Annotated in this window: 13 protein-coding genes; 6 read left to right on the plus strand and 7 right to left on the minus strand. The window is 69.3% G+C overall.

Features of this window, described 5'->3' with window-relative positions:
• Window positions 1–119: 119 nt before the first annotated feature.
• Window positions 120–944, plus strand: a complete 825-nt coding sequence (locus OPF83_RS09845) for an HAD family phosphatase (RefSeq protein ID WP_264887263.1) — start codon at window positions 120–122, stop codon at window positions 942–944.
• Between the two features lie 504 nt (window positions 945–1,448).
• Here OPF83_RS09845 and OPF83_RS09850 read toward each other — a convergent pair.
• Window positions 1,449–2,207, minus strand: coding sequence for an oxidoreductase (locus tag OPF83_RS09850; protein WP_264887264.1), 759 nt, complete (start codon window positions 2,205–2,207; stop codon window positions 1,449–1,451).
• Between the two features lie 173 nt (window positions 2,208–2,380).
• Here OPF83_RS09850 and OPF83_RS09855 point away from each other — a divergent pair, with 173 nt between their 5' ends.
• From OPF83_RS09855 to OPF83_RS09870, 4 genes are all read left to right on the plus strand, one after another.
• The gene (locus OPF83_RS09855; RefSeq protein WP_264887265.1) at window positions 2,381–3,241 is read left to right on the plus strand and encodes a PRC-barrel domain-containing protein; all 861 of its coding nucleotides are present in this window, start codon (window positions 2,381–2,383) and stop codon (window positions 3,239–3,241) included.
• A gap of 156 nt (window positions 3,242–3,397) precedes the next feature.
• Window positions 3,398–5,368, plus strand: coding sequence for an acetate--CoA ligase (acs, locus tag OPF83_RS09860; RefSeq protein WP_264887266.1), 1,971 nt, complete (start codon window positions 3,398–3,400; stop codon window positions 5,366–5,368).
• A 104-nt stretch (window positions 5,369–5,472) separates the two neighbouring features.
• Entirely contained in the window at window positions 5,473–5,988 is a 516-nt protein-coding gene (locus tag OPF83_RS09865; protein ID WP_264887267.1) for a phage holin family protein, read from the plus strand.
• 203 nt (window positions 5,989–6,191) lie between these two features.
• A complete protein-coding gene (locus OPF83_RS09870; protein ID WP_264887332.1) occupies window positions 6,192–7,004 on the plus strand; it encodes an alpha/beta fold hydrolase in 813 nt (270 codons plus the stop codon).
• 54 nt (window positions 7,005–7,058) lie between these two features.
• Here the strand turns inward: OPF83_RS09870 and OPF83_RS09875 are convergent, their stop codons facing one another.
• Genes OPF83_RS09875 through nth form a run of 4 tightly spaced genes read right to left on the minus strand, consistent with a single transcriptional unit; the run spans window position 7,059 to window position 10,676 of the window.
• The gene (locus OPF83_RS09875) at window positions 7,059–8,255 is read right to left on the minus strand and encodes a MarP family serine protease (protein ID WP_264887268.1); all 1,197 of its coding nucleotides are present in this window, start codon (window positions 8,253–8,255) and stop codon (window positions 7,059–7,061) included.
• Window positions 8,252–9,199 carry a CoA pyrophosphatase gene (locus OPF83_RS09880; RefSeq protein WP_264887269.1) on the minus strand — a complete coding sequence of 316 codons (948 nt, stop codon included), beginning with the start codon at window positions 9,197–9,199 and terminating at the stop codon, window positions 8,252–8,254. Before OPF83_RS09880 ends, OPF83_RS09875 begins: the two co-directional genes overlap by 4 nt.
• The gene (locus OPF83_RS09885) at window positions 9,196–9,885 is read right to left on the minus strand and encodes a TlpA disulfide reductase family protein (RefSeq protein ID WP_264887270.1); all 690 of its coding nucleotides are present in this window, start codon (window positions 9,883–9,885) and stop codon (window positions 9,196–9,198) included. Before OPF83_RS09885 ends, OPF83_RS09880 begins: the two co-directional genes overlap by 4 nt.
• Complete coding sequence (gene nth, locus OPF83_RS09890) at window positions 9,882–10,676, minus strand: endonuclease III (protein WP_264887271.1); 795 nt, start codon at window positions 10,674–10,676, stop codon at window positions 9,882–9,884. The genes OPF83_RS09885 and nth overlap by 4 nt, the downstream gene beginning before the upstream one ends.
• Window positions 10,677–11,073: 397 nt before the next feature.
• On the opposite strand from nth, the gene OPF83_RS09895 reads away from it, so the two are divergent.
• Complete coding sequence (locus OPF83_RS09895; protein WP_309297767.1) at window positions 11,074–11,778, plus strand: Crp/Fnr family transcriptional regulator; 705 nt, start codon at window positions 11,074–11,076, stop codon at window positions 11,776–11,778.
• Between the two features lie 145 nt (window positions 11,779–11,923).
• Here the strand turns inward: OPF83_RS09895 and OPF83_RS09900 are convergent, their stop codons facing one another.
• Entirely contained in the window at window positions 11,924–12,991 is a 1,068-nt protein-coding gene (locus OPF83_RS09900) for a type IV toxin-antitoxin system AbiEi family antitoxin (protein WP_264887272.1), read from the minus strand.
• Between the two features lie 343 nt (window positions 12,992–13,334).
• On the minus strand, window positions 13,335–14,168 hold the full coding sequence (locus OPF83_RS09905) for an MBL fold metallo-hydrolase (protein WP_264887273.1): 834 nt from the start codon (window positions 14,166–14,168) through the stop codon (window positions 13,335–13,337).
• Window position 14,169: the final 1 nt, after the last annotated feature.

The raw sequence follows: 14,169 nt of genomic DNA on the forward strand, positions 1-14,169 counted from the left end.
TCTCTAAAGTCTCAGTTCTCGGGGGGATGTAACTGAGCACCTTTGGGGGGATGCCCAATAGTTGGGCGTCATCATTATTGCTGACCTGTACCCAATGCGCAAGCAGTTATGGTTGGGACGTGTCCGCCCCCAGCCGTCCGGGCCCCAGGCCGCCGCACCGCCGTCGCCGGGTCGCCGCGTTCTTCGACCTCGACAAGACGATCATCGCCACGTCATCAGTGTTCGCGTTCAACAAATCGTTCCTCGACGAGGGCATGCTCTCGCGCCGATCCGTGATCGACCTGGCCTACACGCAGCTGGCGTTCAGCCTCTCGGACGCTGATGACGAGCAGATGCAGAAGGTGCGCCAGGCCATGGCCACGGCCACCAAGGGATGGGAGCCCGCAACGGTCGAGCGGATCGTCACCGAGGGGTTGACCGAGACCGTCTCCCCCACCGTCTACGCCGAGGCCCAGGAGCTTCTCGCCGAGCACCGCGCGCTCGGTCACGACCTGGTGATCGTCTCCGCCTCCGGCGAGGAGCTCATCGCCCCGATCGCCCGGATGCTCGGCGCCGACCACTACGCGGGCACCCGCATGTCCCGCGACGAGAACGGCCGCTACGCGGGTGAAATCGAGTTCTACTGCCAGGGACCCGGCAAAGCCGTGGCGATCCGCGCGTTCGCCGAGCGCTACGGGTACGACCTCGAGTCCTGCTACGCCTACTCGGACTCCTCCACCGACCTGCCGATGCTCTCCGAGGTCGGCCACCCCACCGCGGTCAATCCCGACCGTGTCCTGCGGCGCGAGGCGCTCGAGCGCGGCTGGCCGATCCTCACGTTCTCCAATCCGACGCCGCTGCTGCCGACCCTGGAGCGGGCCACCGGCCCGATCATCGGCGTGGGCGCGATCGCCGTGGCAGTGGTGGCATCCGCACTCGCCTTCGCCCGCGGCGTGGATCGCTGAGGTTTCCGCGCGGACACGCGTGTTCCCGGGCCCGTCGGGGTAACACGCCCCAACCAGTCATCGTCGGCCTCCGGGCACCCTCTTGGCGATGGAAGAACCGACCTACGAGTCGCCGGAATTCTTAGAGGGATCCACCATCGCTACCGGACCCCTCGGAACGGCAATCTGCAGGCACGGTGGAACCGACGCCAGGACCGGGACGGAAGAGAAGTCACGGCCCCCCGCCTGATCCATCGACATCGACATTCCGGAACCCACGCGACGGATGACGCCCGAGAGGCAACCCCAGCCGTGGGTCCGCGCCAGCCGCTATCGGCGGTTGTCCCGGACCGGACACACGGCGGACCACAGGACGCTTGGTACCCGGATCTCTCGATGGAACCGCAGTGAGTTGGCGGGTCGACCCCAGGTCGGCCCGCCATTCGCTTGTCCCGGGCATGCCGGGCTGTGCCGGGGCCGGCGAGTCCCGGACGAGTCCCCCGAGATGCTGGCCCTAACAGCCGGTCAGGTACCGGCGGCCTCCGCGATGGACGTCGCCTCCACCGCACCGGCATCGAGCGCCTTACAGCAGTAGATGATCCAGCTTGCGACGCCGTCCTCGGTGCCGGTCATGTATCCGTCCACGGCGGACCGCAGCGCCTGCGGATCCCGATAGAACGTCACCTCCGGGACCCCGAGGCAGTGCGGGTCCAGGCCCGTCGACACCGCCACCAGCCGGAAAGCCGCGCGGGCGACGATCCCGTCCGCCGATCCGAACGGCTCGAGACCGGACAACTCCCCCAGCACCACGGCTGCCAGGACGGGCGCCGGCACACGGGTCCCGCCGGTGACGAGTTCGGCCAGCCCCTGCAGCCGCTCCGCGACGCCCGCATCGGGGCGGGGACGACCGAGACTCTCGGGATCCACGTCGGGACCGGATGCCGCCAGCAGGTGCAGGTGCGCGAGTTCCTGCAGCGGGGACCGGGTCCACACGCCCACCGCCCGGTCCAGCGACTCGCCGGTGAGCTCACCGGCGACGCGCAGCGTGGCGGACAGCACCTCGTCCGGACCCGAGTCGGAATCCAGGCGCACGGACGCCCCTTCGACACCGGCCGACGCCCGTGCCCCACGAAGAACTGATTCCGCCGACGTGGTGGGCCATCCCCGCCGGTTGGCCGGGTGCCTGTGCACCTTGGCGAGCGCCTCACGTGCGGTTTCGGCGGCCTCGGCCACACCGGGCAGCGCCAGCAGTGGGGCGAGCGGATCGACGGCTGGGGAGTTCACGAGGTCGAGGTTACCGACACGTCCTCCCGTCCCGGGATCGTGGTGTGCGCGTCAACGAATCGCACGACACAGGTAAATTTCAGCCAACTCGACTGCTGTTGAGCTGGTGTAATCAGGACCATGCTGCTGGCCGAGTCGGCCGGTGCCGTCCATCCCCGACCCACGGAGGCCCCGTGAATCTCAAGGAACAGCTCGACGCACTGCTCGACGCGACCGCCTTCGACTCCACCGGGACCAAGGTCGGTGCGGTACGACAGGTCTACGTTGACGACGCCAGCGGGAAGATCACCTTCGCCACCGTCTCGACCGGCATCTTCTCGGCCGACGCGATCGTCCCCCTCCACGGAGCCCGCCTCCTCGACCGCGAGTTGCACGTCGACCACACCCGCGCCGTGATCCGCGACTCTCCCCGCCCCGACGACACCGAGGACGGATTGTCGCCCGAGCAGGAGATCAAGCTCCTGGAGTACTACGGCATCGAGGCGCAGACCCGCCGTCGTGGTGACGCAGCGACGCCTGCCCCGACCCAGAAGTCGCCCACGTCGAAGCCCGAGAAGAAGGACGCCAAGAACGACGGCAAGAACGACGACACGGGCGGCGCCAAGAAGGGCGAGTCGACTGGTGGCACCCCCGCCGCACGTGGGAGCGCCTCCCGTGACGCGACGTCAGGCGGTGCGCCGACGGAGCGTCGTGAGACCCCGTCGACGAGCGGCACGACCGCCAGCGCGCCGAAGGACGCCGCGGGCACCACCGCACCCAGGACCGGTGCGGGCACTGCCTCACCGAAGGGTGACACGGACTCCGCCGCGCCGAAGGAAGGTGCGGGCACCACCGCGCCGAAGGATGGTGCGGGCACCACCGCGCCGAAGGGGAAAGACGGAAAGGATTCGACGACGACGACGAGTCCGTCCACCCCCGCCGGACCCACCGATTCCCCGTCCCGCCCACCCGCAGGCACCCCGGGAAACTCAGGCGCGAGAACGCCCACCACCTCGAAGAACGGCGGGAGCACGTCTGCTTCCACGGACGACTGAGCGTCTCGCTCGGGGGTGAAGTACCTGTCCCCCGGTGGGGTGGGTTCCCAAACACACCGGTGAGTATGTGACTACGCTCACAGCATCGGACCGGTCGGCACCTCCGTGTCGATCCGGTCACCGTGGACCCCGTCATTCCCCGAGAGGTAGCCGCTCATGACCGCTCACGATCCCAACGAGACCTTCGCCCCGTCCGCCGAGTTCGCCGCGCAGGCCAACGTCGGAGCGGACGAGTACACCCGCGCATCCGAGGACCGACTGGCGTTCTGGGACGAGCAGGCCCGACGCCTCGACTGGACCAACGAATGGTCCGAGGTCCTCGACTGGTCCGACGCTCCCGTCGCCAAGTGGTTCGTGGACGGCAAGCTCAACGCCTCCTACAACTGTGTCGATCGCCATGTCGAGGCCGGCAACGGCGACCGCGTCGCGATCCACTGGATCGGTGAGCCCACCGACGACGCCCGCGACATCACCTACGCCGAGCTCAAGGACGAGGTGAGCCGGGCCGCGAACTACCTGACCTCCCTCGGCCTGGTCGCCGGTGACCGCGTGGCCATCTACATGCCGCTGCTTCCCGAGACCTACATCGCGATGCTCGCATGTGCCCGTCTCGGACTGACCCACTCCGTGGTGTTCGCCGGCTTCTCGTCGCAGGCCCTGCGCTCGCGTGTCGACGACGCGGAGGCGAAGGTCGTCATCACCGCCGACGGCCAGTTCCGCCGCAGCAAGCCCGCGCCCCTCAAGGCGGGCGTGGACGAGGCACTCGGCGACTCGCTCCCCGGGGTCGACGGCCCGGCGACGTCCGTCGAGAAGGTGATCGTCGTCCGCCGCACCGGCATCGACATCGACTGGCAGGACGATCGGGACGTGTGGTGGGACGAGGTCATCCCCTCCCAGTCCAGCGATCACACACCCGAGGGTTTCGATGCCGAGCACCCGCTGTTCGTGCTGTACACCTCGGGGACGACCGGCAAGCCCAAGGGCATCATCCACACCACCGGCGGCTACCTCACGCAGTCCGCGTACACGCATCACGTGGTGTTCGACCACAAGCCGGGCAAGGACGTCTACTGGTGCACCGCCGACGTCGGATGGGTCACCGGCCACACCTACGGCGTCTACGGTCCACTCGCCAACGGCGCCACCTGCATCCTCTACGAGGGCACGCCCAACTCGCCGAATGAGCACCGTCACTTCGAGATCATCGAGAAGTACGGCGTCACCATCTACTACACGGCGCCGACGCTCATCCGCACGTTCATGAAGTGGGGGCGCGAGATCCCGCTGAGCCACGACCTGTCCTCGATCCGGCTGCTCGGCTCCGTCGGAGAGCCGATCAACCCCGAGGCCTGGCGCTGGTACAACGACCACATCGGCAAGAACGCCGTCCCGATCGTCGACACCTGGTGGCAGACCGAGACCGGCTCCATCATGATCTCGCCGCTGCCGGGTGTCACCGAGAACAAGCCCGGCTCCGCGATGCGCGCACTAGCCGGAATCAGCGTCTCGATCGTCGACGGCGACGCGAAGGAGGTCGCTGCCGAAGACCAGGGCTTCCTCGTCATCACCGAGCCGTGGCCGTCCATGCTCCGCGGCATCTGGGGCGATATGGAGCGCTACCGGGACACCTACTGGTCCCGCTTCGCCGAGGAGGGCTACTACTTCGCCGGGGACGGCGCGAAGTTCGACTCCGACGGCGCGCTGTGGGTCCTGGGCCGGGTCGACGACGTCATGAACATCTCCGGCCACCGCATCTCCACCTCGGAGGTCGAGTCCGCCCTCGTCGGTCACGATTCCGTGGCGGAGGCGGCCGTCGTGGGTGCCGCGGACGACACCACCGGTCAGGCGATCGTCGCGTACGTCATCCTGCGCGAGAGCGCCCCGGAGGACACCGATCACCACAAGGCCCTCATCGACGAGCTGCGTGCCCGCGTGTCCACGGAAATCTCCCCGATCGCCAAGCCGCGTGACATCACGATCGTCCCCGAGCTGCCCAAGACGCGGTCCGGGAAGATTATGCGTCGTCTGCTCAAGGACATGGCCGAGGGGCGTGAGGGTGGCGACACCTCGACTCTCGCCGACCCGACCATCATGGAGCAGATCCGGTCAAAGGGCACGCGCGGCTGACGGGTACCGCGTGAACGCAGCCACGTGTCGTGGCACGATAGACGACGGTGCACCTCGCGCCTGAGAAGAAGGTGTATCCGTCGCCGGACAATGGAGGAACAACCGTGAGCCACGCCCAGGGAACCCACAAGCCGACCGGGGCCTCTATCCCCATGCACGACGCCGATTCGATCGGCCGTGGCGATGCCAGCATCGGCACCCTGGTCAAGAACGCCTCGACACATGTCTCGACGCTCATGCGTGCCGAGATCGAACTGGCCAAGGCCGAGGTCACCGAGCAGGTGAAGAAGGCCGCGACCGGCTCCGGCTTCTTCGTGGCGGCGCTCCTGTTCCTGCTGATGTCGTTCTTCCCGTTCGTGTTCATGTGGGCCAAGCTCATCTCGATGTGGTTCGGCACCAAGACGTGGGACTGGATGGGCTTCCTCGTCGTCTTCGTCGTCCTCGTGCTCCTGGCGGCGGTGTTCGCGCTGCTCGGCTACCTCAAGGTCAAGAAGATCCGGAAGCCCCAGCGGACCATCGACTCGGTGTCGGACCTCAAGCTGGCCATGCCGACCGGCGCGAGCCCGCGTCCGGGCACCGTCCGGACCACCGAGACGCCCGTTCCGTCCTCGCAGAAGTAGAGGACCCGGTACTCCTGGAACGGGCACGACCTCTGAAGACTCCCGCACGCAGGCCGCCCGACCCGTCGATCGTCAGGATCGACGGGTCGTGGCGGCATCGTGATGTCTCGGCCAACGGCATCCGACTCCACGTCGCCGAGGCGTTCCCGCGCGACACCCGGCCGGGCGACACCCGCCCGGGCGAACTCCCGCCCCTGGCGCTTCTGGTCCACGGCCTCAGTGGTATCTGGTGGACGATGCGGGCCCCGATGGTCGCCCTGGCGGACGCCGGATTCCACGCCGTGGCCGTGGATCTACGCGGCCACGGCGACTCCGACAAACCCCCGCGGGGATACGACGCCTGGACTCTGGCCTCCGACATCACGAATCTCATCCGTGCGCTCGGTCATTCCACAGCCGTGATCATCGGCCAGGGCGAGGGTGGATTCGTCACGTGGACCGCCGCCTACCGCCGGCCACGAGCGGTGCGGGGGCTCGTCGTCGTCGGATCTCCTCACCCACTGGCCATGCGCCGCGCGGCGCTCCGCGACGGCACCCAACGCAGCGCGATCGTCCCCCGCCTGCTCGCCGACCAGGCTCCCCGGGTCCCCGAGCGGAGACTGACGAGGGACGGTGCGGTCGCCGTCGAGGACATGCTGCGCACCCGCTCGGCGCCCGGCTGGGCGGACACCGACGCGTTCCGGGAGTCCGCCGACGTCCTGCGCGAGGCGATGCTGATCCCCAAGGTCGCGCACCTGTCACTCGAGAGCCGACGCTGGATGGTGCGCAGCCAGTTCCGGCCCGACGGCCGCGATTTCCGCCGCACCGTCGCCGGCGTGCTGGACCAGCCCGTGCTGGGCATCAGCGGCGCCGAGGACCGGTTCGTCCTGCCCGAGACCGTCCGCGCGTCGGCGCCGTGGGCGCGTGACTTCCGAACAGCGCTGGTGCCGGGCGCCGGTCACTACCCGGCGATGGAGGCGCCCGAGGAGACCTCGCGCCTCATCGTCGACTTCGCGCGAAGCGTCACCGAGGGCTGACGCACCGGACCCGGGCCGCGGCCCGTCAGCTGGTCCCTGACCAGTCCGAGCCCGTCAGCCGGCACCCACGCAGCTGCCGGTCGCCACCGGCTGCCACGACTCCACCGCGGCCATGAGCTGCGGCAGCACCTGATCCACCGTCAAGGCGTAGCCGGTGTCCTCGGCGTCCATCGCGGCACCGAACACCACGCCCACGACCTCGCCGTCCGGGGTGATGAGCGGACCGCCCGAGTTCCCCTCGCGGACGGTGCCACGCAGGATGTACACCTCACGTTCGACGGTCTGCGCACGGTAGATGTCCGGACCACGCAGTGTCACGCGCTCGCGGACCCTGGCGGCATCCGGACGGTACGGGCCGTTGCCCGGGTAGCCGAGCACGATCGCGTCGTCGCCGGTCGTCGCGTACTCGTCCTTGAACGGCAGGACGGGGGCGGCGAGGTCGGCGACCCGCAGCACGGCCACGTCCACGTTCGGGTCGTAGACCACCACGTCGGCGTCGAGTTCCTGCCCGTCGGACATCACCGTCACCTGGTCGGTGCCGGCCACGACGTGGGCGTTGGTCATCACGAGCCCGGGCGCGGCCACGAAGCCGGAGCCCTCGAGCGCCCGGCTGCACGACTCCGCCCGGCCGAGGATCTTGAGCACGGACGGCTCGACACGGTTCACGACCTCCGACCCGGCGAGCACCGGATCGGGTGGGGCGACCTCCTGCATCGGGGTCGTCCCGAACGGCCCGAGGATGTCGGGGAACCCGGTCGTGCCGAGCGCCGCGGTGAACGCGGAGGGGACCCGCTGCAGTTGATCGGGGGCCACCTCGTCGATCTTGGCCAGCACGGTCGAGCCGCGGACCGCCTTGCCGACGGAGGTGCCCTCCTGAGCGGCGATCGGCACGGCGACCAGCCACGCGACCAGCAGCATAGCGGCGGCCTGGAAGACGGCGCCCACCGTGGAGTCGAGGAGTCTGGCGCCGGTGCCGGCGATGTACCTCCTGGCGGCGCGACCGATCGTGACACCGGCGATCTGCCCGATGATCACCATCACCGCGATGATCGCCAGGCCGGCTGCCAGTCTGCCGGGCGGAGAGTCGATCTCACGGACCAGGTGCGGCGCGACCAGCAGTCCCGAGGTGGCACCGATGCCCACGCCGAGCAGCGCGAAGCCCGACGCCGCCGCTCCGTTGATCCAGCCCGAGATGGCCGCGGCCGCGGCGAGGGCGAAGAGCGCGATGTCGAGCCACTGCGACCCCGTCACCGGTACCCCCGGAGCGGATTGTCGGCCGGGAGGTCCAGGGACTCGTCGGCATCAGCGTCAGCACCTGCGCCGTCACCGTCGTCGTCACGGTCGTCGTCACGGTCGTCGTCATGCCCGGACCTCACCCCGGGCACGCCGGCGACGGTCCGGTCGGCCCGGGGATCGGAGTGCTCGCGTCGGGCCTCCTCGGCGGAGATCCCGTGCCGCTCGCCGTTCCCGGAGGCAGCGAGGGTGGTCTCGAGGTCGCGGATGTCGGTGGTGTCCCAGTCCAGGTCCCAGCCGGCGGAGTGGAACATTGCGGCGAGGATGCCGGCGGTGAATCCCCACACCACCAGGTCTTCGTGGCGGAACGCCGGCCCAGTCCAGCCGGTCGTGTGCCGCAGCAGGAAGCGGTTGGCGGGGTCGAGCAGTTCGTCGACGTAGACGGTCATCACCCGGGACGTCTCGCCCGGGTCCACCACGTCGACCTCCCCCGGCTCGCGCCAGTACCCGACCACCGGCGCCACCGAATAGTTGGAGACGGGGATGTACAGCTCGGGCAGAACCGCGAGGACGTCCACGCTCTCGGGGTCGAGTCCGGTCTCCTCCCATGCCTCGCGCAGGGCGGCCTCGACGGGTCCGGAGTCCGTGTCGTCGACTCCGCCGCCGGGGAACGAGACCTGCCCGGAATGGCTGCTCAGGGTGGGCGCGCGGTGCGTGAGCAGGACGCGGGCGTCCTTCGGCGGGCGCGGACCGGGCGCATCGGGCGAGCCGGAGAACAGCACGAGCACCGCGGCGTCGCGGTGCGGCCGACCGACCTCGTTGGGACCGCGGTCCTCGGGCGGGCGCCGCTTGGGCAGGAGGCCGTCAAAGCTGCCGTCGGTGCACGCCGCGAGCAGCGAGTCCATCCAGCCGGGGTACGGCACGCCGGTCTTCTCACCCGGCCTCGGAACCGTCGCGCTCATGCGGTCACCCCCAGGTGCTCTTCGACGGCGTCCAGCACGTCCTGTTCGCTGTACATCGGCTGGATCAGCACCTGCGCCACCGTCCCGTCGGCCCGCACGAGCACGGTCAACGGCAGCACGGGTGGCGCGCCGAGGATCCCGGGCAGCTCCTCCTCCTGGTCGGACACGGAGATCATCTGGTCGATGCCGAGCGCGCCGAGCGTGTCGAAGCCCTTGGTCTCGGACGGGTCGGTGTGGGAGACCACGAACCGCACGTCGTCGCCGAGCGTGGCCGCGGCGTCCCGGATCGCGGGGAGTTCGCGTCGGCACGGTTCGCACCAGTAGGCCCACATGTTGACGACCATGGGCTTGCCGGCCTGGATCTTGCCGAGTGTGGTGGTGGAACCGTCGTCCATGCAGCGCACCATCAGTCCGGCGACGGGGCCGTCGGTGGTGGCCGCGGCGCCGGCGTCGCGGCAGGCGGGGAGGTCCATCGTGGCGCGGGTCTGGTCGTCCACGACCGTGACCGGCTCGTCGGCGGGTGGACCGCCGACGGGCGGCGCGGCCTGGGGCGACAGGACCTGGCTGCCATCCCCGGCCTGGGACGACGGCTCGCCGTCGGAGCCGCCGAGGGTGGAGAACAGGGCGACGACGACGCCGACCAGCACCACGAACGCCACCAGCGTCCATCTCATCGACGTGCTCATGCCGGCTCCCCCAGTCCCACCAGTTCCAGGAGGTGATCGCGTTCGGGTCCCGCCACCAGGGACGCGGCCGCGACAGGGTCGAGTGGCCCGGCCACACCCGCGGACGGGCAGTCGTCGGCGAGCACACACGCCCCGCACGCCGCGGTCCGCGCGTGGCAGACCCGGCGTCCGTGGAAGATGATGCGGTGGCTGGCGTCGGTCCACCCTGCCTTGGGCAGCATCTGCATCAGCTCACGCTCGATGCGGACCGCGTCCGTGCCCTCGGCCCACTTCCAGCGGTTGACCAACCGGATGACATGCGTGTCGACGGGCAGGCCGGGTATCCCGAACGCGTTGCCCAGGACCACGTTGGCGGTCTTCCGTCCGATTCCCGGGAGGGTGACCAGGTCCTCCAGTCGCGGCGGCACCTCGCCGTCGTACTTCTCCACCAGGGCCGCGCCGAGTCCCTGGATGCTCCGCGCCTTGTTCCGGTAGAACCCCGTGGACCGGATGAGGGACTCCAGTTCCTCCCGGTCCGACCCCGCATAGTCGGCGGCCGTGCGGTAGCGCCTGAACAGGGCGGGAGTGACCTCGTTGACCCGCTTGTCCGTGCACTGCGCTGACAGGATGGTGGCCACGCTCAGCTCGAGGGGGTTGGTGAAGTCGAGCTCGCAGTAGACGTGCGGGAACGCGGTCTCAAGTGTACGGAGCATGCGACGGGCGCGGCGCGTGCGCCCGAGGTCGGTCTCCACTCCCCTGGCGGCCGCCCCTCGCCTACGTCGCTTCGGGGAAGCGGGAGCGCGGTCGGGCATGGGTCCACATTACGGGTGTTCCCATGGTGCCGGGCGCGGGACGCTCCGTCGGGGGGACGGTGACTAGCTCGGCGGATCCGGCACCGAACGGCCTCACGGACACCTGGCGTGGGCAATTCCCGCACCGGTTGCCCGCCGGGAGGCGTGGGCGTGGATAATCGTGGGTATGCAGGGAATCCTCGTTGTACTGGTCCCCGTTCTCCTCGCTGGCTTCGCCCTGCTCATGGACAGGTTCGAGGCCGCGATCCTGGCGGAGCCGGAGAAGATCGAGGCCTGAGGGCCGCTGTTGCCGCGCGTTGACTACACCGGTAACGCTTATACGGCTACAGTGGCATTCGCCACACGCACGCCATGGCGCTGACAAGCATGTCCGCGCCCGAACGGAGGGTCACAGACTGTGACGATTGATCGCCGCACGGACCAGTCTGCCGACGAGGTCCTCACCCGGGCAGGTATTTTCCAGGGTGTCGAGGCCTCGGCCGTCGCCGCTCTGCGTAACGACCTGACCCGCGAGGAGTACTCGAAGGGTGACGTGATCATTCGCGAGGGCGAGCAGGGCGACAGCCTGTACATTGTCACCTCCGGCAAGGTGAAGCTCTCCCGCAAGGCGCCGGACGGTCGCGAGAACCTGCTGTCGATCCTCGGCCCGTCCGACATGTTCGGCGAGCTCTCCATCTTCGACCCGGGCCCCCGTACCTCCTCGGCCGTGTGTGTCACCGACGTGACGGTCCAGGCCATGAACCGGTCGGCCCTCAAGCGCTGGATCGCGGAGCGGCCGGAGATCTCCGATCAGCTGCTGCGCGTGCTGGCTCGTCGTCTGCGCCGTACCAACAACAACCTCGCCGACCTGATCTTCACCGACGTCCCCGGTCGTGTCGCCAAGGCACTGCTCCAGCTGGCGCAGCGCTTCGGCACGCAGGAGGGCGGCAACATCCGCGTGACGCACGACCTCACGCAAGAGGAGATCGCCCAGCTCGTCGGCGCCTCCCGCGAGACCGTGAACAAGGCTCTGGCCGAGTTCGCGCACCGCGGTTGGCTGCGCCTCGAGGGCAAGAGCGTCATCATCTCGGACACCGAGCGCCTGGCCCGCCGCGCCCGCTGACCCAGCCCCGGCTCCACCCCGGCTACCCCGGCCCCACCCCGAAATCCGCTACTCTCCCTGCGGATCCGCTACCCCTATTGACGTAGCGGATCTGGATTCCGAGTAGCGGATTTCGTGATTTTGCGGGCGGACACGGGGCGTTAACTCAGGCCGCGCGCACCGAACCGAGGCGCTCCTGCTGGCGCATCGCCGCTCTGACCTGCCGAATGACATTGCCCGGCCGGTAGATGTCCTCCCAGGTCCACCGGAGGACGACATAGCCCTCCGCTTCCAACTGTGCCTGTCGGTGCCGTTCCGCGATCCAGTTCTTGCGGATCTCCTCCGGGCTGCCGCCGTATTTGCCGAACCCATCGGCCTCCCCGATCAATCCCCACTTGCGCCAGTAGAAGTCAACGCGAAACCGTTGCCCGGTCCGGACACCCAACCCGACCTGCAGCTCAGGCGCCGGGAGTCCGCCCAGGACGATGATGAGTCTAAGGAGCGATTCCAGCACCGATTCGGCGAGCCCGGAGGCGAGGTCGGGGAGCTGACGAGCCCGGGCCACTCCCGTCCGGCCGCGTGCTGCTTCCGCCTCTCGCCGCAGGTCAGTCGTGGTACACAGCTGCATTCGGATCGCCGCGTCGGCGGCGCACACTCCACTGTCCAGGCCTACGGTCCGAGCGACATCGATGACCGACCGGGCAGGCGACGTCACCGGGACGCCGTCGACCTCGGTCACGACGCCGTCGAGCGGCAGGTTCGAGCAGGTGAGCGCCGTACTACGGCGGGACCCTCCGCCCGGCCGATGCCGGGTCACGGTGGGCAGCTCGAGCGGCACTCCGTGAAGCGGGAGGCCGTGCAGCGCCAACGCAGAGCCATGGGAGAACACCGTTCCCGGCTGGATCGACAGTGCCGCCGCCCGGGTGCGGGCGAGGAACTCATTTTCACGCCGCTTGTACGGGGGCACGCCGTCGCCCGAGACCGCCTCCGCCTGGGTGCCGGTGTTCTGGCCTGCGCCGCTTCTGCCGTCGGCGCCGGTGCTGGTGCTGGTGCTGGCGACCTGGCCGGTGCTGATTACCTGGCCGGTGCGCGCATAGACACCGTGGCGGTACCTGATCAGATCCCCGGTGGAGATGAGGCGAGCGATGTCAGCGTGCGTCAGGCCTCCCCTCTCCAGATCGGCGAACGTCGAGAACTCGGGGAATGAGGGCGCGTCAGAGTTGGATCCGGTCATGGTCGGCAGTGTTCCCGATCCTGCTAACAGCTTCGGCGCAAATCGGGGTGCATTTGCCTTGGTCTGTGGAGGTGTGCGGGCCTGTGGAATTCGTCGGCGACGCTCACCGGGCGGGACTCGACGGCGCTCACGAATGGCACGCGGCACCGCGCACCGCCTGGCCTCCGCGCCGCGCACTGCCAGCGCCGCACACCGCCAGGACTCACAGGCGCCCCAGCGGCAGCCAGATCTGAAAAATCCGCTACCCGCAATGCGGATCCGCTACCGCTCTAGGGGTAGCGGATCCGCAGGGAGAGTAGCGGATTCCGGGGAAGCGGATTCGGGGAGGGAGGGAGGGAGGGAGTTAGGGGTCGCGGCGGTCGAGGTAGCGGAGCGCCACCTTGGTCGACTGCTCCGCGACCTTGAGCAGGAACGGCGAGACGTCGCGGTAGATGTGCTGCGTGATCGCCTCGGCGTCGGCATCGCGGCCCAACTCTGCGCGCGCGGCGATGATCTGGTCCAGCCGATCCCGCCGGTGCTGGCCGAGGACCTGGGCGGCGCGGCCGGTGTTCTCGACGTCCGGCCCGTGACCGGGGATCCCGATGACCCCGTCGGCGCGGGCGGCGAGGCGGTCCATGCTATCCAGGTAATCGCCGAGGTCGCCGTCGGTCGAGTCGAGCACCGTGGAATCCCGGCCCAGGATCGTGTCGCCCAACACCACACAGTCGGCCGGCGCGGTGAAGCCGGTCCCCGCGGAGCGAACCTCCAGGCTCACCGAGTCAGCAGTGTGACCCGGCGTGGCCAGCACGATGATGTCCAGACCGGCGGCGTGCACCTCGTCGTCGTCGACCAGTGGTTCGGCATCACGGCAGAAGCGCTCCTCGACGGCTCGCACGGGCGCCGGGGTGAACTCGCGCAGCAGGTCGATGCCGTCGGTGTGGTCGCCATGACGGTGCGTGACGAGGATCAGTTCGATCTCGCCCACGATGGCGGCGATGCGCTCGGCATGCGCGCGGTCGTCGGGCCCGGGGTCCACGACCACACAGGTCGTCGACCCCGGCGCCCGCAGGACGACCGTGTTGGTGCCCTCGAACGTCATCTCCGACGGGTTGTCGCAGAGGATGACCCCCGCGAGAGAGGTGACCGGGCGCAGCGTCTCGTACGCCGGGAACTCGATCGGGGACAGACCTGCAGACACG

The organism is Dietzia sp. NCCP-2495 (genome assembly GCF_026011735.1).
In the GTDB taxonomy this organism is placed as follows: Bacteria; Actinomycetota; Actinomycetes; order Mycobacteriales; family Mycobacteriaceae; genus Dietzia.